Below are 18786 nucleotides of genomic sequence, written 5' to 3'. Positions count from 1 at the left end.
GAAGGGACCCGCATGGCAGCACGACGCAAGAACCCAAGACTCTGGGCGGCCTTCGCCGTCACCGCAACTCTGGCGCTCGGCGGGCTCGCCGCGCCCTCGCACGCCGACGAGCCCGCTCCCACCGCCGCGTCCGCGGGCCTCAGCGATCCGATCCCGGAGAAGCCCGCCCAGTCGAGGACCGGCCTGGTCCTCACCGAGTACGCCCAGTTCCCCAAGTCGGAGCCGGTCCCGGCCCCGACGGACCCGCGCCTGATGCGGCACGCCAGGATCAACACCATCAACGAACTCCCCGACGGTTCGGGCCGGATGGCGACCCCGGACCTCAACGGGACGCTCTATCTCACCGACCCCGGCACCGCCGGCAAGGACGCAGGCGGCACCCCGCACCCGTACCTCGACGTGAAGGGCACCTTCCCGAACTTCTTCTCGGGCCGCGGCCTCGGCCAGGGCTTCGGATACGCCGCGTTCCACCCGCAGTTCGCGAAGAACGGCCGCTTCTACACCATCCACACCGAGCTCGCCTCGCAGGTCACCCAGGCCCCCGACTTCAAGCAGGCGGGCACCACCACGTACCACGGCGTCATCACCGAGTGGACCGCCGACGACCCGAAGGCCGCCGTCTTCCACGGCACCCACCGCGAGGTCCTGCGCATCGGCTTCACCGGCCAGGTGCACGGCATCCAGCAGATCGACTTCAACCCGACCGCCAAGCCCCACGACAAGGACTACGGGCTGCTCTACCTCGCCGTCGGCGACGGCGGCCAGGGCGTCGGCAACAGCGAACCCCAGAACATGGCGCTCCCGCACGGCAAGCTCCTGCGCATCGACCCGGCGGGCCGCAACAGCGCGAACGGCAAGTACGGCATCCCGGCCGCCAACCCGTTCGTGTCCACACCGGGCGCCCTCGGCGAGATCTACGCCGTCGGCATGCGCGACCCGCACCGCTTCAGCTGGGACACCGGCGGCAGCCACCGCATGTACCTCGGCCACATAGGCGAGCACGCCATCGAATCGGTGTACGAGGTCAAGGCCGGCGACAACTTCGGCTGGAGCGAACGCGAGGGCCCGTTCCTCTTCGACAAGAAGACCACCGACCCGTGCGCCCGCATCGCGCCCCTGCCCGCCGACGACGCCAAGTACGGCTACACGTACCCCGTCGCCGCGTACGACCACGACCCCGGAGCCGACTGGGACTGCCGCTCCGACGTGGGCCGCGCGATCGCCGGAGGCTTCGTCTACCGGGGCAAGGACGCGCCCGAACTGCGCGGCACGTACATCTTCGGTGACCTCGTCGACGGCCGGATCCTCGCGGCCGACACCCACGACATGCGCCGCGGCGCCGGCCTCGCGCCGCTCAAGTCGCTGATGCTGTACGACCAGGCCACCGGCAAGAAGGTCACCATGCGCGACCTCGCCGGGGACCAGCGCGTCGACCTGCGCTTCGGCACCGACCTCGCCGGTGACCTGTACATCGTCTCCAAGGCGAACGGCAAGGTCTGGAAGGTCACCGGCACCCGCACCTTCGCCGACTGCAAGGTGGGCAACACCCCCACCACGCACACCACCGGCGCGGACAACTGGGCCCCGGTCACCCCCGCCAAGTGGGAGTTCACCCGGCGCGAGACCGTCCTCACCGAGCCGGGCCTCTCCCGCCCCGGCCCGCGCCGCCCCTTCGAGTACGCCGTCCTCACCGCGGGCCCGCGCTACTCGAACGTGACGGTCGAGGCCGAGGTGCGCATCGACACCCCGGTCGACATCACCAACCGGGACGTCATCGTCGTCTGGGACTACAACTCGGACACCCAGTTCCAGTACGCGCACCTGTCCAGCGACAACAGCATCTACCCGCACAACGGCCTGTTCACGGTCAACAACGCGGACCGGCTCCGCATCGACGACCAGTGGAACGGCACCTACGGCGCGCCCCCGGCCATCAAGGACGCCGCCTGGCACAAGGTCCGTCTCACGCACTGCGCGGACACCGGCGAGACGGCCGTCTACATGGACGGCAGCCGCACCCCGCTCATCACGGGCACGGACCCGGTGTTCTCCTCGGGCCGCGTGGGCTTCGGCTCGTTCGACAACAACGGCCGGATCCGGAACCTGAAGGTCACGGGGACGGTGGCGCGCGACTGACCCAGCGGGGTCGGAAGCACGCGAGGGGGAGCCGGTCCGCTGTCCGGACGGACCGGCTCCCCTGACCGCGCCGCCGCTACGGAATGGGCGGTGCGGCCTCGCGCTGGTGCGGAATGGCCACCGCTCCCTGCTGGAGGGCCACCGTCCGCGTGGGCGCCGGGATCCGGATGCCCTCGTCCCGGTACCGGGCGTGCAGGCGCTTGATGAACTCGTGCTTGATCCGGTACTGGTCGCTGAACTCGCCGACGCCCAGGATCACCGTGAAACTGATCCTGGAGTCGCCGAACGTGTGGAAGCGGATGGCCGGTTCGTGTTCGGGGACGGCGCCGGTGATGTCGACCATGACGCTCTCGACGACCTCGGCCGTGACCCGCTCGACATGCTCCAGGTCGCTGTCGTAGCCGACGCCGACCTGGACGAGAAGCGTCATCTGCTGTTCCGGGCGGCTGTAGTTGGTCATGTTGGTCGAGGCGAGCTTGGCGTTCGGGATGATGACCAGGTTGTTGGAGAGCTGACGCACCACGGTGTTGCGCCAGTTGATGTCGACGACGTAGCCCTCCTCGGCGCTGCTGAGCCGGATGTAGTCGCCCGGCTGCACGGTCTTGGAGGCCAGGATGTGCACGCCCGCGAAGAGGTTCGCGAGCGTGTCCTGGAGCGCGAGCGCCACCGCGAGACCGCCCACGCCGAGGGCGGTCAGCAGCGGGGCGATGGAGATGCCCAGCGTCTGCAGGACCACGAGGAAGCCCACCGCGAGCACCACGACCCGCGTGATGTTCACGAAGATGGTCGCCGACCCGGCGACCGCGGACCGCGACTGCGCCACCGACCGCACGAGCCCGGAGATCACCCGGCCCGCGGTGAACGTGGCGACGAGGATCAGCAGCGCCGTCAGCGTCACGGTGACGTTGTGCCGCGTCCGAGTGGTGAGCGGCAGCGCGGAGGCGGCCACAGCGACACCGGCGGCGACCGCCGCCCACGGCACGAGGCTACGCAGCGCGTCCACGATGACGTCGTCGCCGCCCCAGCGCGTCCGGTCCGCGCGCACGCCCAGCCAGCGCAGCATCATGCGCAGGAGCAGACCGGCCGCGAGCCCCGCGGCGACCGCGATCCCGGCCACTATCAGATCGTCGGGCGTCATCGCACGGTTCACCGGCGGCCTCCCGCGCCGTGACCGAGGTCGTCGTACGCCGCTGGGAGCGGCCGTATGTGATGTGTCGTCACCTTGCTACCTGCTTGTCCGTAAGTGGAGCTGCCGCGCCTGCACCGACGCGCCGGGACATCCTGCCGCACGCGCCGGACGCATGCGCGCGGGGGATGGCCCTCACCTGCGCCTACGGGGCAGACGCGGGGCCGGAGCCAACTCCCCGGCCCGCGCTCCCACTCGTCAGCGCGCCGTCCCCGCCCCGCCCTCGCGGCCCAGCGCGACGTACCGCGCGTGCGCCTCCAAGGAGTCCGACACGAACGGGTACTGGCGCATCGCGTTCTTCAGGCCGGCCTCGGTGAGCCAGTCGTGCCAGACGATCTCGGAGGGGAGCGGCGAGACCGGCCCGTCGACGACGGCCTCGTGCACTCCGAGCCAGTACGGGCTGATCTCCCCGCGGCACAGGTACTTGAAGACGAAGCGCACCGGGGCCGTGACCCCGAGTTCCTCCGCGAGCTCGCGGGCCGCCGCGGCCTCGTACGACTCGCCGGCGTCCACACCCCCGCCGATCAGCCAGTTGTACCGCCCGGGAAAGCGGGAGACGTGCGGCGCCCTTCGATGCACGAGGAACCGTCCCGCCGGGTCGCGGCACACGACCGTCGCCACCCGGTGCAGCCACCCCTCACGGACGGCCGCGCCCCGGTCCACGGTGCCGAGTACACGGTCCTGTTCGTCCACGCGGTCCACCAGTTCGCTCATGCGGCCACCATGGCAGAAGCCGCCGGACGTCACCGCACCGGCACCGACCTTCCCTCCCTCGCGGACCGGTACGCCGCCGTGACGATCCGCAGGGAGCGCAGCCCCGATTCGCCGTCCGTCACACTCGTCCCGCCGCCGCTCCCGTACAGGAACGAGTGGAGCATCAGGGCGTCCAGGTTGACGCCGTAGGGAAGTTCGAAAGGCGCGCGGGACGACTCGCTGAAGCCGTGGACCTTCTGGTCGAAGGCGTCCATCTCCAGAGTCGCCCGGTCGCCGATCACCTGCATCTGCAACCCGCCCCAGGCCGGGTGGTGCCGGGGCTGGCTCCAACTGCAGTCGATCGTCGCGACGACGCCGTTCGCGTACTCGACCGTGACGAGCCCCGCGGTGTCCGCGTCCACCTCTCCCTCGTGGAGCACGTTGTTGACCTGCGCGTACACGGTCGTCGCGGGGGACGCCCCGAAGAGGTCGTCCAGGAGGTCCGCGATGTGCACGGTGTGGTCCATCAGGGCGCCGCCGCCGGCCAGTCGGGGGTCGGCGAACCAGCGGCGCCGGGCCGCCGGCAGATAGCCGTTGTTGGCGCCGGACACGGCGAGGACGCCGCCCGCAGCGCCGGAGCGCACCGCGGCGCGGACCGCCGTATACGCCGGGCTGAAACGGACGGGGTGCGCCACCGCCAGCCGCACACCCGCGGCACGGCACGCCTCGACCATCGCCGCGCCGTCCTCCTCCGTCGTCGCGAGGGGCTTCTCGCACAGCACGTCCACACCGTGCGCCGCCGCCAGCTCCACGAGGGGCCGGTGGCGGACGTTCTCCGAGCAGACGACGACCTTGTCGGGGCCCCAGGCGAACAGCTCCTCGTACGAGTCCGCGTAGGCCACCCCGAGCCGGTCGGCGAACTCCCGGCCGCGGACCTCGCCCGGCGCCGCCAGATCCGTGTCCGGGTCGGCCGCCAGGACCTCGACGCCTTCCATCCCGTCGAGCAGGCGGGCGAACCCGCCCGCGTGGACATGCGCGAACGACAGCACTCCGACCTTCACCGGGCCGCCTCCTCGGAGATCTTGAGTTCCACGGGCTCGCCCGTACGGGCCGAGGCGGCCGCCGCTGCCGCGATCCGCACCGCCTCGACGCCGTCGCGGGCCGTCACGCGGGGAGCGGGCCCGCCGTCCACCGCCCCGGCGAACTCGCGCAGCTCCGTCAGGTACGGGCTCTCCGTCATCGGGCTGCCGGGAATGCCCTCGCCGGGCGGGCGCGTGCCCTGGGCGAGAATGCGGAACCCGGGCAGGGCCGTCGAATCGTGCTCCAGGATCCCGTCGGGCCCCGCGACACGGAACGTCGTACGGAACTGGAGGTCGGGCAGGCCCCACACGCCGAGGACGTGGCTGATCGCGCCCGACGCGTGGGTCAGGACCGCCGTGCCTACCGCGACGTCACCGGGTTTCGCGCCCGGCTCCTGGCGGCCGCGCAGCCTCGCGTGGACGCGTACGACCTCGCCCGCGAGCATGCGGGCGAAGTCGAGGTCGTGGATCATCTGGTCCATCAGGATCCCGCCCGACAGGGCCGGGTCGGAGAACCACGGCGCCCACACCGGGTAGGCGCCCGAGCGGGTGAAGCGCAGCACCGCGGGGGTCCCTACGGCGCCGTTGCCGACGGACTCGGCCATCGCCGCGTACGCGGGGAAGTAGCGGACCACGTGCGCGGGGAACAGCAGGACGCCCGCCGCCTCGGCCGCGTCCGCCATCTCGGCGGCCTCGGACGCGGTGAGGGCGAGGGGCTTCTCGCAGATGACGTGCTTGCCGGCGGCGATCGCGTCGAGCGCGAGCTGACGGTGGGTGAAGGTGGGTGTGCAGATGTCGACGACGGAGGAGCGGTCCAGGAGACCGGCCAGGCTGTGCGTGGCCGTCACGCCGGACTCGGCGTACTTCGCGGCGAGCTTCTCCGCGTTCCCGTCCGTGGACAGGATGGTGACGCGTGCGCCCAGCTCGATCCACGCGGGCAGATGGGCCCGGGCGATGCCGCCCGCGCCGATCAGACCCACATCGAGGCGTGTCATGTAGTTCCTTTCTGGAAACGGGGGTTCGGCTCCACGTGCGGCTCAGCCCTTCGTGCCGCTCTGGGCGATGCCCTGCACGAAGTGCCGCTGGAGGAAGAGATAGAGGACGATCATGGGAAGACTCGCGATGAGTGAACCCGCCATCATCACCGGGTAGTTGGTCTCGAACTGGCCCTCCAGGGACGTCAGGCCCGCGCTGATCGGCATCTTCGCCGGATCGGTGTTCACCACGAGCGGCCACAGCAGGTCGTTCCACGACCACATCGCCGTGATCACCGCGAGCGCGGCGAGCGCCGGGCGGATCAGCGGCAGCATGATGGACCAGAAGATCCGGAAGGGCCCGGCGCCGTCGATGCGGGCCGCCTCCTCCAGCTCCCTCGGCAGCGCCATGAAGAACTGCCGCAGGAGGAAGGTCCCGAAGGCGCTGAACATGCCGGGCAGGAAGAGCGCGGGCGTTGTGTTGAGCAGGCCGAGCCGCTGGATGATGTCGTACTGCGGCAGGATCAGCAGCGACGACGGCACGAGCAGCACCGACAGGAACAGCGCGAACAGGACGTTCTTGCCGCGGAACCGCATACGGGCGAAGGCGTACGCGGCGAGCGAGCAGAAGACGAGCTGTCCCGCCGTCCGGCCCACGGTGTTCACGACGCTGTTGCCGAGCATCTCGCCGTACGGCATGGCGGTGAAGACCTCTTTGAAAGCGGCCCAGTTGAGGCGCTCAGGAAAGAAGGTCGTCGGGACGTGCACCGCCTCCGGCAGGGTCTTGAGCGCCGTCAGGAGCTGCCACAGGAACGGGAAGACCATCACCAGGGCGCCCAGCGAGAGCAGTGCGTGCGTGGCGACGGAGCCGGGACGGACCCGGGAGCGCTCAGGCATAGTGCACCCACTTCTTCTGGAGCCGGAACTGGATGTAGGTCAGCGCCGCCGTGAGCAGCATCAGGACGAACGCGAGGGCGGCCGCGGCGCCCTGGTTGTTCTGCTGGAACGCCCACTGGTAAAAGAGGCTCACCACGGACTGCGTGGAGCCGAGGGCCGGGTTCGTGGGGCTCATCATCACGTAGATGAGGTCGAAGAGCTGCAGTGAGTTGATCACGCAGATGACCGCGGCGAAGAAGATGCTGGGGCTCAGGAGCGGCAGGGTGATCCGGAAGAAGCGGCGCACCGGGCCCGCACCGTCCAGCTCCGCGGCCTCGTAGTAGTCCTGCGGGATGGCCTTGATCCCCGCGATGAAGATGATCAAGTAGTAGCCGACGCTCTGCCACACGAGGACGAGCCCGATGGCCCACAGTGCGGACGACGGGTCGGACGCCCAGAAGTGCCGGGAGACGCCGAACCACGACAGCACCTCGTTGAGAAGGCCGAAGTTGCCGTTGTACAGCCAGTTCCAGACCAGGCCGACGGCGACGGGCAGGGTGACGAACGGGATGAAGTACAGGGCGCGGTAGACGCCGACCCCTCGCAGGCCGCGCCGGTCGAGCAGGGCGGCGACGGTGATCGAGACCGGCAGTGTGATCAGGCCGATCGCCCCGTACAGAAGCGTGTTGCCGAGCGCCCGCCACACCGTGACGTCGCGGACGACGCGGGCGTAATTGTCGCCCCCCACCCACGAGTTGCCGCCGAAGGGTCCGAAGGATGTGAAGCTGTAGCCGAACGTCTGGATCATCGGCCAGATGTAGAAGACCAGGAACCCGACGGCGATCGGCGCGATGAAGGCGTAAGCGGCTTTCTGTGTACGGGAGTTGGGGCCGCGTACGCTGCCGTCGCGGCCCGTCTTGGTGCGCGGCCTCCTGATCCGGCCCTCCGCCTCGGCGGCGGCGGTCGAGGGGAAAACAGCCATCACTTGCCCTCCTCGTCGAGCGCCCTGTCCATCTGCCGGCCGAGCGTCCTCGCGGCGGACTCGATGCCGCCCTTGCCGCTGAAGGGCGCGCCGAGCAGCAGATACTCGAGGTCCTCCCACACGGCCGTGTTCCGGGAGCTCGGGTACGGGACCGCGTGGTCGAGCATGTCGATGAAGACCTTGAGGTCGAACTCGGGCATCGACTTGAGCCAGGCGTCCTGCGTCCCGGTGTACGAGGAGATGGTGACGCCGCCCTTCGACTGGATCTCGGCCGCCTCGCGCCGCGCCAGGAAGTCCACGAACTTCCAAGCGGCCTGTTTCTTACGGGACTTGGCGCTCACCACGTTCGCGAGACCGTGGATGACGGTGGCCCGCTCGCGGCCCTTGGGGAGGACGGCGACGCCGCCGTGGTCCTTGATCGCGGGGGTGGCGTGCATGAAGGACGCCATCGCCGACAGGTCGTAGTTCATGGCGACCTGCTCGGACAGATACAGGTTGCGGCCCTTCACGTCCGCCATCGCGCTCTGCGGCGGCGACCAGCCGCGGTCGACGAGATCGGTCCACAAGCGCAGCCCCTCGACGGAGCGCTCGTCGCCGAAGCCGGAGTGCCCGTCGCGCAGGACGTAGCCGCCCGCACCGAAGATCGAGGGATAGAAGTTTTTCTGCCGGTCCATCTCGGCGGCGATCCCGTACACCCGCGTCCGCGGGTTCGTCAGCTCGCGCGCCGCGTCCCGTACGTCGTCCCAGGTCCAGGAGGCGTCCGGGTATCCGACACCGGCCTTGTCGAACAGCGCCTTGTTGTACCAGAGCCCGACCGTGTCGAAGTCCTTCGGAATCCCGTACTGCGTGCCGTCGTACGCGTACAGCCTGACGAGAGCCTCGGGGTGCCGGCCGAGCGGGGTGCGGTCGCGGGCCGCGTACTGGCCGAGCGGCTCCAGAACGCCGTTCGCCGCGTAGAGCTGGATGTTCACGGCGTTCATCCAGAACACGTCGGGCGCGGTCCCGCCGCGCATCGACGTCCTGAGCGTCGTCCAGTACGAGGACCAGGGCGTGAGCTGGATGTCCACGGAGATGCCGGGGTTCTTGGCCTCGAACGCCTTGACGATCTGCTGCATGCCCGCGAGCTGGGCCTGGTCCCAGATGCCGTACGAGATGGTGGTGCGGCCGCGGCCGCCCGACGAGGTGGAACCGGAAGCCCCGCCGCCGTTGTCGCACGCGGCCACGAGGGGCGTGGCCGCGAGCGCACCGGCGAGAAGCGTTCTCCTGCGCATACGCGCCTCCGGAGGGTGAGGGGGGGCGGTGGAGAGGTCAGGGGGCAGGGGACGGGCGCAACGGCCCGGTCCCGTACGGGAGATGGGGGTCGAGAGCGTCGAGCGCGCGGCGTACCGCGCCGAGGGCCACGCCCTCACGGCCGAGCGCGCTGACCGCGATGCGGGGAACGTGCAGCGTCAGCGGCCGCAGCTGCTCCGTGAGCAGCGGCCCGAGTGCCTTACCGACCGGGGCGAGCGCGCCGGAGAGGACCAGGAGCTCGGGGTCCAGGGCGAGAACGAGCGCGGCGATTCCCGGGGCGACCCCGGCGAGGTAGCCGTCGAGCACGCCGCGCGCCTCGCTGTCCCCGGCCCGTACCGCCCGCGCGAGGGCGTCCGTCTCGGACTCGCCCGGGAGCCGCTCGCCGTCCCACGCCAGCCACTTCTCGGCGGCGTCCAGGCCGAGTTGGGGCAGGATGCCCAGCTCGCCCGCGCCGCCGCGGCGCCCCCGGTGCAGCTTGCCGTTGATCATCAGGCCGCAGGAGATGCGCCGTCCGACGAGCACGCAGGCCACGTCGTCCGCGAGCGTCGCCGCGCCCTGCCAGTGCTCGGCGAGCACCGCGAGATTCACGTCGTTCTCGACGAGGATCCGGCACGGGAAGTCGTCGGCGAGGCGCCGCGCGAGATCCAGGTCGGTCCAGTCCGGGACGATCACCGACCGGATCCGGCCCGTGTCGTCGACCATGCCCGGCACGCCGATGCCGATGGCCCAGACGGCGTCGGCCCGCAGACCGTGGTCGGCGATGAAGCGGCGCAGCCGTCCGCGGAGCAGCTCGATACGCTCCGTGCCACTCAACTCCTCGGCGATGTGCTCCCGTTCACGCGCGACGACCTCGCCGTCGAGCCGGGCGAGCACCAGCACGATCTTGCGCAGCCCGATGTCGACACCGACGACATGCCCGGCCTCGGACCGGAAACGCAGCCGACGGGCCGGACGGCCGGGGGCGCGCCCGGCGGACGGAGCGCCGGTCTCGGCGATCCAGCCCTGCGAGACGAGCTCGTCGACCAGCGCCTCGACCGTGGGCCGCGACAGCCCGGTCGCACCCGTCAGCTGGCTGACGGTCTGCGGACTCTCCCTGCGCAGTGCCCGCAGCACGACACCCGTGTTGAGCCCGCGCAACGCCGCAAGGTCATGCCCCCGTGCCCCAGCCATGCCGAACCGCTCCCTCGCATCGGGTTGCGCAGGACTGTTGCATAATCCGACTCCCTTGGGAACCCTGCCGGTTGAGCCGGTTACGCAGAACTCTTGCGCATTGGGTGAGCGGGCCTGCGACGGGTGACGGAGCCGAGAGTCGTTGAGGCCACCCGGGTGACCCGTGACCCCCCGTGGGGCGGATCGTCACAGAAGGCCCATTGACGTCCTTTCGGCTCAGCGTTGAGGGTGGAGGCATGACGCGACTGTCCGAGCATCTGCGCCAGGCCACCCCCGTCGTCGCCGAACGCGGGGAAGGCGTCCATCTCTACGGCACCGACGGCCGCCGCTATCTGGACTTCACCGCCGGAATCGGCGTCACCAGTACCGGCCACTGTCATCCGCGCGTGGTCGCCGCCGCTCAGGAGCAGGTGGCCACCCTCATCCACGGCCAGTACACGACCGTCCTGCACCGGCCCCTTCAGCGCCTCGTCGAGAAGCTGGGATCCGTTCTCCCCGAAGGACTCGACAGCCTCTTCTTCGCCAACTCCGGCAGCGAGGCCGTCGAGGCGGCCATGCGGCTCGCCCGGCAGGCCACCGGCCGGCCCAACATCGTCGTCGCGCACGGCGGCTTCCACGGCCGCACCGTCGCCGCCGCCTCCCTCACCACGTCCGGCACGAAGATCCGTACCGGCTTCGGACCGCTGATGGCGGGCGTCGCCATCACTCCCTTCCCGAACGCCTACCACTACGGCTGGGACGAGGAGACCGCGACGCGGTTCGCGCTGCGCGAGTTCGACCACCTCCTCCAGACCGTCTCCGACCCGGACGACACCGCCGCGATCCTCGTCGAACCCGTCCTCGGCGAAGGCGGCTACGTCCCCGCCAACACCGCCTTCCTGCAAGGCCTCAGGGAGCGCGCCGACCGTCACGGCATCCTGCTCGTCCTCGACGAGGTGCAGACCGGCGTCGGCCGCACCGGACGCTTCTGGGGCCACGACCACTTCGGCGTACGCCCCGACATCCTCATCACCGCGAAGGGCCTCGCCAGCGGCTTCCCGCTCTCCGGGATCGCCGCCCCCGAGGCGCTGATGCACAAGGCGCGGCCCGGCTCGCAGGGCGGCACCTACGGCGGCAACGCCGTCGCCTGCGCCGCCGCCGTCGCCACCCTGGAGGTCGTCGAGGAGGAAGGGCTCGTCGCCAACGCGGCCGCCATGGGCGCCCGCCTGCGCTCCGGCCTGGAGGACGTCGCCGCGAAGACGGAGGCGATCGGCGACGTACGGGGCCTCGGCCTGATGCTCGCCAGCGAGTTCACCACCCCGGACGGGGAACCCGACGCGGCGACCGCCGTACGCGCCCAGCAGGCCGCCGCCGACGAGGGACTGCTGCTCCTGCTCTGCGGACCGTGGGGCAACGTCGTGCGGATGATTCCCGCGCTCGTCGTCGACGAGGGGCAGATCGACGACGGCCTGCGGGCCTGGGCCGCGGCCGTGGAGACCGCGACGGCAACCCGCTGACCAGCGACGGAGGAACCGGTATGACAACGACCCACCCCACGCCCCGAGTCGTCGAGGACGTCCCCAAGCAGCTCCTCATCGGCGGCCGCCTCCAGGACGCGGCCGGGGGCCGCACCTTCCCCGTCGACAACCCGGCCACCGGCGAGAGCCTGTGCCAGGTCGCCGACGCCGGCCCCGACGACGGCCGGCGCGCCGCGGAGGCCGCCGCGGCCGCACAGGAGTCATGGGCCGCCACCGCGCCCCGCGCCCGCAGCGAGATCCTGCGCCGCGCCTACGAGATCATCATCTCCCGCACCGACGACCTCGCGCTCCTCATGACCCTGGAGATGGGCAAGCCCCTCGCGGAGGCGCGCGGCGAGGTCGCGTACGCCGCAGAGTTCTTCCGCTGGTTCTCCGAGGAGGCCGTACGGATCGAGGGCGGATTCGCACCCTCGCCCGACGGCCGCAGCCGCCACCTGATCATGCGCCGGCCCGTCGGCCCCTGTCTGCTCGTCACCCCTTGGAACTTCCCGCTCGCCATGGGCACCCGCAAGATCGGCCCGGCCGTCGCCGCGGGCTGCACCATGGTCCTCAAGCCCGCCCCGCAGACACCCCTGTGCACCCTGGCCCTGGCCGGGATCCTCACCGAGGCGGGCCTGCCCGACGGCGTCCTGAACGTCGTCACGACCACGGACGCCGGCGCCCTCGTCGAACCGATGCTGCGCGGCGGACTCGTCCGCAAGCTGTCCTTCACCGGGTCCACCCAGGTCGGCCGGATCCTCCTGGCCCAGTGCGCCGACACCGTCGTCCGCACCTCGATGGAACTCGGCGGGAACGCACCGCTCATCGTCTTCGACGACGCGGACCTCGACACTGCCGTCGAGGGCGCCATGGTGGCGAAGATGCGCAACATGGGAGAGGCGTGCACGGCCGCGAACCGTATCTTCGTGCACAGCTCCGTCGCCGACGACTTCGCCTCCCGCCTCGCCGCGCGCATGAGCGCCCTCACCGTCGGCCCCGGCACCGAACCCGGGACGAACGTCGGGCCGCTCATCGACGCCGCCGGCCGCGACAAGGTCGACCGGCTCGTACGGGACGCGGTGGACCGGGGCGCGAAGGTCCTCACCGGCGGCGAACTCCCGGACGGGGAAGGATACTTCTACCCGCCGACCGTCCTCGCGCGGGTGCCGCGCGACGCCGGTCTCACCGGGACCGAGATCTTCGGGCCCGTCGCCGCCCTGTTCACGTTCGACGACGAGGACGAGGTGGTGCGCGCCGCCAACGACACCGAATGGGGCCTCGTCAGCTACCTCTTCACCCGCGATCTCGACCGGGCGCTGCGCGTCGGGGAACGCCTGGAGACGGGCATGGTCGGCCTCAACACCGGCCTCGTCTCCAACCCGGCGGCCCCCTTCGGCGGCGTCAAGCAGTCCGGCATCGGCCGGGAGGGAGGCCGGGTCGGCATCGACGAGTTCCTGGAGTACAAGTACCTGGCGATCCCGGCGCCGGGACAGTGACGGCGATGACGGACCGGCGCGTCCTCACAGCCGCTCCAGCGCACGGAAGGCCGTCAGCTCGGCGAGCAACGCCCGGGATGCTGGGGTGAGTTCACGGACGGGCAGCGGTCGTCCGGAGTTGAGGACCCGCAGTACGGCGGCCAGGTCGGCGGCAGGCAGCTCCGTGGCCGCCACATGGCCGCACGCGGAGTACAGCCGCCGCCCGGCGGCCTCGGTCCACAGCACGCGCTCCGTGGCCCGCACGACGTCGTCGTCGCCGAACCTGCCGCGCGGCGCCGGCGGCGGCACGGGCCGGAAACCCCCGGCCGTCCAGTGCCGCAGGGACTGCCGGGCGACCCGCTCCTCCAGCGGTCCGCGCGCGCCCGCCGAACGGAAGTGCGCGAGGGCACGTTCCAGGGGTGCGGGCAGCTCCGACCCCGCCTCGGCGTCGGGCACGAGCAGGCCCTCCTCGCCGGGCGGCGCGGCGCCCGCGGGATCCGGGTCCGGCGTGAGCAGCGTCTCGGGTGTCACGTCGTGCAGCAGGTCGTAGAGTTCGGCCGCCGCATGCCGTCCCTCCCGTACGACGCTCACGCGTACGCCTGTCGACGCCCAGCCGGCGTAGGGCTCGGCGGCGGGGGAGAGATGCGACGGCCAGTACAACAGGTCGCCCGGATCGGCCTCGACGGTGAAGGAGGCGCCCTGGTCCGCCGCACCGAACCGCATCCGCTGCCGCCCGCCCAGCACTAACAGGAACGTCGCGACGCGCTGACCGGGCAGCGCCTCGGCGAGCGGCTGCTCGTACGTGCCGTGGACCAGTGTCGTGAAGGCGCTCTGCGCGGGCTGCCCCACGCGCGCCCAAAGGCCGGCGTAGAAGGCGCGCTCGCGTGCCCACAACGGATGGTGGAACGCGTGAAACGCCTGAAGGGACAGGGAGTACGGCTCGCCGGTGAGCTGCCGGACGAGCCGCTGGTGGTAGCCCGCGAACGAGCCGTCCCTCGGCTGCGGCAGGAAGTCGCCGGGGTCGGTCTGGGGTTCGCCGCCGATCGCGAATCCGGCGTAGGGCGGCACGCTGAAAGGACCTTTGCGGTGGGCCGCGGCGACGGCAGTCTCGAACACCTCGTGGGCGTCGAAGGGGGTGGGCGTGACCGACTTGAACAGCACGGGTTGCCGGTCCCAGTACCTCTCGCCGAATTCCTGCCAGTCGAGCCGGTCGAGCCGGTCGAGCCGGTCGAGCTGCCTCTGCTCGACGGGGGCGGCGGCACGGCTTGCGGACTCGGCGGCGCGGCTCGCGGGCTCGGTGACGCGGGGATCCTCCTTCATGCCGCCCCGTCTCCGTCCACCAGTTCGATGGCGCGAATGCGGTGCAGGTCGGACAGGAGCGGGATCAGTGTCTCCGCGGGCATCCGCGAACTGCGGCCCAACTCCCTTATCGTGAGGGCCACTCCGGGCCGCAGCCGGTTCCTGACGCGTTCGGGTGCGGCCCCCTCGACCGCCAGGGTGTGCCCGTTCGCGGCCCAGACGGCGTGTCCGGGGCCGTCCGGTACTCGGAGAAGCTCGGCCGATGCCCGTACGCGCAGGCCGGGCTCGAGGGGTACGGCCGGTCGTGGCGGGGGCGCCGGTTCGAGCCCCGCCGCCGATCTGCGGGCCGCCCAGGACACGCGCAACTCCCTGGCCGTACCCGGGCCGGCGGCGAGCCCGGCGAACAGCCGCCCGGCGTCGGCGACCGGCCCCGCCGCGCCGATCTCACCGTCCGGGCCGGCCGGGGCAGGGAACGGCAGGACGCCCGGGGTGCCCGCGTAGGCTGGGTTCTCCTGCATACGGTCCGCCAGAAGCCCCCGTACGTGGGTGAGGGCGGCGGCGCGGCGAGCGGGGACGACGATCCGTAACGTGGTGCAGCGGTCAAGGTAGTGATCGAGGTGGCGGCATCCGGCGGGCCAGTACAACAAGTCCCCGGTTCCGGCTGCCAGTTGATACTCGGTTCCGGTGTGCTCGGGCCAGAGCCTGACCGTCATGGTGCCGGCGAGTACCCACGTGAGCGCGAAGGAGCCGGGGCGCGGGGCGGGGGCGTCGCGGCCGGGGCAGCGCTCTCCGAGGGCGAGTTCGGCGGTCACCGGCAGGGTGGGCCAGCCCACCGCCCGCCACAGCCCGGAGACGAGCTCGCGCACGTGGGCCCAGAGCCCGAAGTCCCGCCACAGCGACTGCTGCACGCTCAACAGCCAGCCAGGGCCAGAAAGTTGACGAGCCAGCCGGTCCCGGTACGCGTCCGGGTCGGGGTCGTCACGGCCGGGCAGCAGCGCGCTCGCGTCGCGTAATCGGCCCTGCGCCGCGGTGGCGAAGCGGACGCCGGCCGCGTCCTCGGCGGGCGGTGCGCAGGCGGCGGCGACGACCCGGAACACCTGCTCCGGCCCGAGGCCCGGGGCGAACGGAACCGCGGCAGGCTCCCTGCCCCAGTGTGCTTCGGCGAACCGTTTCCACCTGGCGGAGAGGTCGGGCTCTGTCGCATTCATGGCGTCGAGAATCTGTCAGAGCGCGATCGAGCGAGTCAACGGTTGACCCGCAATCGGCAGACATATGGCGCGGAAGTGGTGCTGCGTCCCAGTGGTTCGCCCTTGCCCGTTCTCCTCCGTCACGCACGGAATCGGCCGAGCGCAGGCGTGGGCGAGTGGTGGGTGAAAGGTGAGGGAAGTGTGGAATCTGAGGCATCCCGGCGGCGGTATGTCGGATTCCCATGTATTCACCACGCAGTTGCCGCCGGTAACCCTTAGCGCCCTTGATCAGCGGAGATCGCAGACATGGGATCGTATGTGCGAGCCCGCTGCGGAGGTTCTGCGGCCGAGTCGGAAGGTGATGTGCATGCCCCTCGCGCTGTTCAGGAGGAGCCGGTCCGGACGTGAATCGCGCGGGGCAGGACTGGTGCACCCCGTGCCGCACGGCGCCGGCGCCTTCAACTGCGAGGTGGCCGACCCCATGGGGCAGCCGATGTCGGGGGCGGATGTCACGGTGACACGGGTCGACAACGGCCGCGTCGTGGGGAAGCTGGTCAGCGACCCGTACGGCCTCGTCTTCCTCACGCTGCCGCCCGGCCGGTACGGCGTCATGATCACGGCCGACGGGCTCCAGCCCCACCAGCAGACGGTCGACGTCGTCGCCGGTGAGACGCTCCCGCTGACCTCGGTGCAGCTGCACATGGGGCGCCCGCCGGAGCTGCCGCAGCCCGGCACCTGGCTGTTCGACCCGCCGCACACCGCGATCCGGTTCATCGCCAAGCACGTCGGCATGGCGCACGTCCACGGCCGGTTCACCCGCTTCGACGGCGGCATCCAGGTCGCGAACGACATGGCGGACTCGCGGGTCGAGGTGCGGATCGACGCGGCGAGCATCACGACGGGCAACAAGACCCGGGACAATCACCTGCGTTCGGCCGACTTCCTCGATGTCGAGCGCTACCCGTACATCCACTTCTCCTCCGACCGCTTCCTGTACCGCGGCGGCACCAAGTGGACGATCCAGGGCGCGCTGACCATGCACGGTGTCAGCCGCACGGTGGAACTGGACACCGGCTATCTCGGCATGGTCAACGGCGGTTACGCGGAAGAGCTGCGCTGCGCGGCCCTCGCCACGGCCGAACTCCACCGGGAGGACTACACGCTGGACTGGCGCAGCATGCTGGCGCGCGGCATCGCCGTGGTCGGTCCCACGGTGAAGCTGGAGCTCGACATCCAGGCGATGTACCACAGCCACGACACACCGACGCCGCCGGAATAGTCACCAGACCTGCGGGTTTGGGCCATTTCGCAAGTCAGAGTTCAGAGTCGGGCGAAGGGTCGCCCCTTGCGACTGCTCGAGAGAGCCGGTCGCCGAGTAGACGCACTGTTGGCTCCACCTCCCCGGGGAGAATCTGGGGAGATCTTTTTGGGAGTCGGCTTCGAACCAGCGGTCCAACGCAGATCTGCCTCGACCGTCGGCCTCCGGCAGTATGTGCGTATAGATCCTGAGCGTGATCGATGCGTCCGCGTCGTCGGCGGGTGAGCCCGTGACGCCTGCGAACGCGAGCGCCGGGACATACCCGCCTACCAGTTCGTGCAGGCGATCGTCGACTGGAGCTGCGGGGTCCTCCTCGCCGACATTGCGATCGTCTGCGACGAGCGCGATGCCGTGAATGAGATCGACCGCGAGATCGCACAGATCGCAGGCCAAGCCCGATGTCTCACCACCGGCGAAAGGCCCCGCGTTGCGTCCGCGTCGCGTGCCCCTGCGGTCAGCCCCTTGCCGTCGCCCTCGACAGCCTCGGACTCCGCTGCCCCGACTGTCAAACCCATTACAGGTGCAGCGAGTTGCTCAACCTGTCCGTCGCCGCAAGGGTCGCGGCGTGAGGCGTTCTGGCAGCAGGTGTGCTCTGCACTTACCTTGGTCTGTACGTGTCACGAGCACCGAGGGGGAGCCTTGAACAAGAAGACCACCGACCTCATCAGCGAAGCGCGCACGCACGCCGACAAGCTCATGAACACCAAGCAGAAGCTGCACCCGGACGAAGCCGTCCGAACCCAAGCACTCGCCAGTCTCGCCCTTGCCCAGAGCAACGTCGAACTCGCCGCGGCCCTCACGCGTCTGACCGACGCGGCAGTCAAGCCAACCGGAGACATCAGGAAACTTATCGCCGGAATCGGTGCCAGCCTGACGACACTCACCAAGCCCTGATCACTGCTGAGACGGCACCCTGGCGGCCCGGTTCATCGCCAGGGTGTGCGCCCACTCTCGATCCAGCAACCCCGCCGACCGCGACCGTGGCCAGCAACTCGACAACGTCCTGCGCCTCCCCCCAGCGTCAACAGAGGAAGCAGTGGGGCCGGCGGCGCGAAGTCGGCAGGGGAAGTGAGGGACTGGGCGGTGATCCCGCTCATGACCGGGCAGCGCGTCGCTTGGCAGCGAGTCACGGCCTGCGCTTGTCAATCGGAGGGGCGCGGCCAGGGCGGACTGTGTGGCAGGTCTATTCGCCGACCACAACCTGGATGTGCTGCTGCAGCTCATCGAGAACCTCGGCCACGCCGCCGGTCCGCGGAACACGCCAGTCGGCCTCGATGCCGCGGGCGTAAGCGAGTTCCGACGTGAATCGAATCAATTCGGGCGAAGGGATACAGCTGTCCCGGAACCAGACGATGAATTTGGCGACCTCGTCAACTGTACTGTCGGCGAGCGCGATAGTGTCTCGCACTTCCGTGTCGGCGAAACCATTGAATTCGACCCCCTGTTCGTCCATTACCCAGAAGGAAAGGCGGGCTGGATACTCTTCTTCCGGCTCATATCCGGCATCGGAGAAGTTTTCGCGGAGCGCTGCACCGAATTCCTGCAGGTCGAGATTCCAGCCGTGAGAATTCTTCGCGGGAGCGTAGAGCAGGAACGAGGTGGCGTACTCGTCGAAATTCACGTAC

At 70.5% G+C, this 18786-nt stretch carries 16 protein-coding genes; 5 read left to right on the top strand and 11 right to left on the bottom strand.

Annotation, left to right across the window (positions count from 1 at the left end; all coding sequences use genetic code 11):
• The first annotated feature begins 12 nt into the window (after positions 1–12).
• Positions 13–2136: a PQQ-dependent sugar dehydrogenase gene (locus OG758_RS07725; protein ID WP_326709280.1), complete on the top strand. Its 2124-nt coding sequence runs from the start codon at positions 13–15 to the stop codon at positions 2134–2136.
• Positions 2137–2212: 76 nt separating this feature from the next.
• Here OG758_RS07725 and OG758_RS07720 read toward each other — a convergent pair whose 3' ends face one another.
• The 8 genes from OG758_RS07720 to OG758_RS07685 all read right to left on the bottom strand — a co-directional run bounded on the left by OG758_RS07720 (position 2213) and on the right by OG758_RS07685 (position 10386).
• Positions 2213–3286: a mechanosensitive ion channel family protein gene (locus OG758_RS07720; RefSeq protein WP_326709279.1), complete on the bottom strand. Its 1074-nt coding sequence runs from the start codon at positions 3284–3286 to the stop codon at positions 2213–2215.
• A 234-nt stretch (positions 3287–3520) separates the two neighbouring features.
• Positions 3521–4036, bottom strand: coding sequence for an NUDIX domain-containing protein (locus OG758_RS07715; RefSeq protein ID WP_326709278.1), 516 nt, complete (start codon positions 4034–4036; stop codon positions 3521–3523).
• 29 nt (positions 4037–4065) lie between these two features.
• Positions 4066–5076: a Gfo/Idh/MocA family protein gene (locus OG758_RS07710; RefSeq protein WP_326709277.1), complete on the bottom strand. Its 1011-nt coding sequence runs from the start codon at positions 5074–5076 to the stop codon at positions 4066–4068.
• The gene (locus OG758_RS07705; RefSeq protein ID WP_326709276.1) at positions 5073–6089 is read right to left on the bottom strand and encodes a Gfo/Idh/MocA family protein; all 1017 of its coding nucleotides are present in this window, start codon (positions 6087–6089) and stop codon (positions 5073–5075) included. The genes OG758_RS07710 and OG758_RS07705 overlap by 4 nt, the downstream gene beginning before the upstream one ends.
• Positions 6090–6131: 42 nt before the next feature.
• On the bottom strand, positions 6132–6965 hold the full coding sequence (locus OG758_RS07700) for a carbohydrate ABC transporter permease (protein ID WP_326709275.1): 834 nt from the start codon (positions 6963–6965) through the stop codon (positions 6132–6134).
• Entirely contained in the window at positions 6958–7926 is a 969-nt protein-coding gene (locus tag OG758_RS07695; protein WP_326709274.1) for a carbohydrate ABC transporter permease, read from the bottom strand. Before OG758_RS07695 ends, OG758_RS07700 begins: the two co-directional genes overlap by 8 nt.
• The gene (locus tag OG758_RS07690; protein WP_326709273.1) at positions 7926–9197 is read right to left on the bottom strand and encodes an ABC transporter substrate-binding protein; all 1272 of its coding nucleotides are present in this window, start codon (positions 9195–9197) and stop codon (positions 7926–7928) included. The genes OG758_RS07695 and OG758_RS07690 overlap by 1 nt, the downstream gene beginning before the upstream one ends.
• Positions 9198–9234: 37 nt before the next feature.
• The gene (locus tag OG758_RS07685; protein ID WP_326709272.1) at positions 9235–10386 is read right to left on the bottom strand and encodes an ROK family transcriptional regulator; all 1152 of its coding nucleotides are present in this window, start codon (positions 10384–10386) and stop codon (positions 9235–9237) included.
• 236 nt (positions 10387–10622) lie between these two features.
• Here OG758_RS07685 and OG758_RS07680 point away from each other — a divergent pair, with 236 nt between their 5' ends.
• Positions 10623–11882 carry an aspartate aminotransferase family protein gene (locus OG758_RS07680; RefSeq protein WP_266556419.1) on the top strand — a complete coding sequence of 420 codons (1260 nt, stop codon included), beginning with the start codon at positions 10623–10625 and terminating at the stop codon, positions 11880–11882.
• A 20-nt stretch (positions 11883–11902) separates the two neighbouring features.
• Positions 11903–13378 carry an NAD-dependent succinate-semialdehyde dehydrogenase gene (locus tag OG758_RS07675; RefSeq protein ID WP_326709271.1) on the top strand — a complete coding sequence of 492 codons (1476 nt, stop codon included), beginning with the start codon at positions 11903–11905 and terminating at the stop codon, positions 13376–13378.
• Positions 13379–13402: 24 nt separating this feature from the next.
• Here OG758_RS07675 and OG758_RS07670 read toward each other — a convergent pair whose 3' ends face one another.
• Positions 13403–14677 carry a hypothetical protein gene (locus OG758_RS07670; RefSeq protein WP_326709270.1) on the bottom strand — a complete coding sequence of 425 codons (1275 nt, stop codon included), beginning with the start codon at positions 14675–14677 and terminating at the stop codon, positions 13403–13405.
• Positions 14674–15864: a hypothetical protein gene (locus tag OG758_RS07665; RefSeq protein WP_326709269.1), complete on the bottom strand. Its 1191-nt coding sequence runs from the start codon at positions 15862–15864 to the stop codon at positions 14674–14676. The genes OG758_RS07670 and OG758_RS07665 overlap by 4 nt, the downstream gene beginning before the upstream one ends.
• Before the next feature lie 346 nt (positions 15865–16210).
• Here OG758_RS07665 and OG758_RS07660 point away from each other — a divergent pair, with 346 nt between their 5' ends.
• Both OG758_RS07660 and OG758_RS07655 read left to right on the top strand, forming a co-directional pair.
• On the top strand, positions 16211–17122 hold the full coding sequence (locus OG758_RS07660) for a YceI family protein (RefSeq protein WP_326709268.1): 912 nt from the start codon (positions 16211–16213) through the stop codon (positions 17120–17122).
• 678 nt (positions 17123–17800) lie between these two features.
• A complete protein-coding gene (locus OG758_RS07655) occupies positions 17801–18055 on the top strand; it encodes a hypothetical protein (RefSeq protein WP_326709267.1) in 255 nt (84 codons plus the stop codon).
• Between the two features lie 289 nt (positions 18056–18344).
• Here the strand turns inward: OG758_RS07655 and OG758_RS07650 are convergent, their stop codons facing one another.
• Positions 18345–18782 carry a hypothetical protein gene (locus OG758_RS07650; RefSeq protein WP_326709266.1) on the bottom strand — a complete coding sequence of 146 codons (438 nt, stop codon included), beginning with the start codon at positions 18780–18782 and terminating at the stop codon, positions 18345–18347.
• Between the last annotated feature and the right edge of the window lie 4 nt (positions 18783–18786).

Origin of the sequence: Streptomyces sp. NBC_01474 (assembly GCF_035918215.1) — a bacterium.
GTDB classification, from domain to species: domain Bacteria; phylum Actinomycetota; class Actinomycetes; order Streptomycetales; family Streptomycetaceae; genus Streptomyces; species Streptomyces aureus.
The sequence above is the reverse complement of the archived record's forward strand: the minus strand, read 5'-3'. Positions and strand labels throughout refer to the sequence as shown.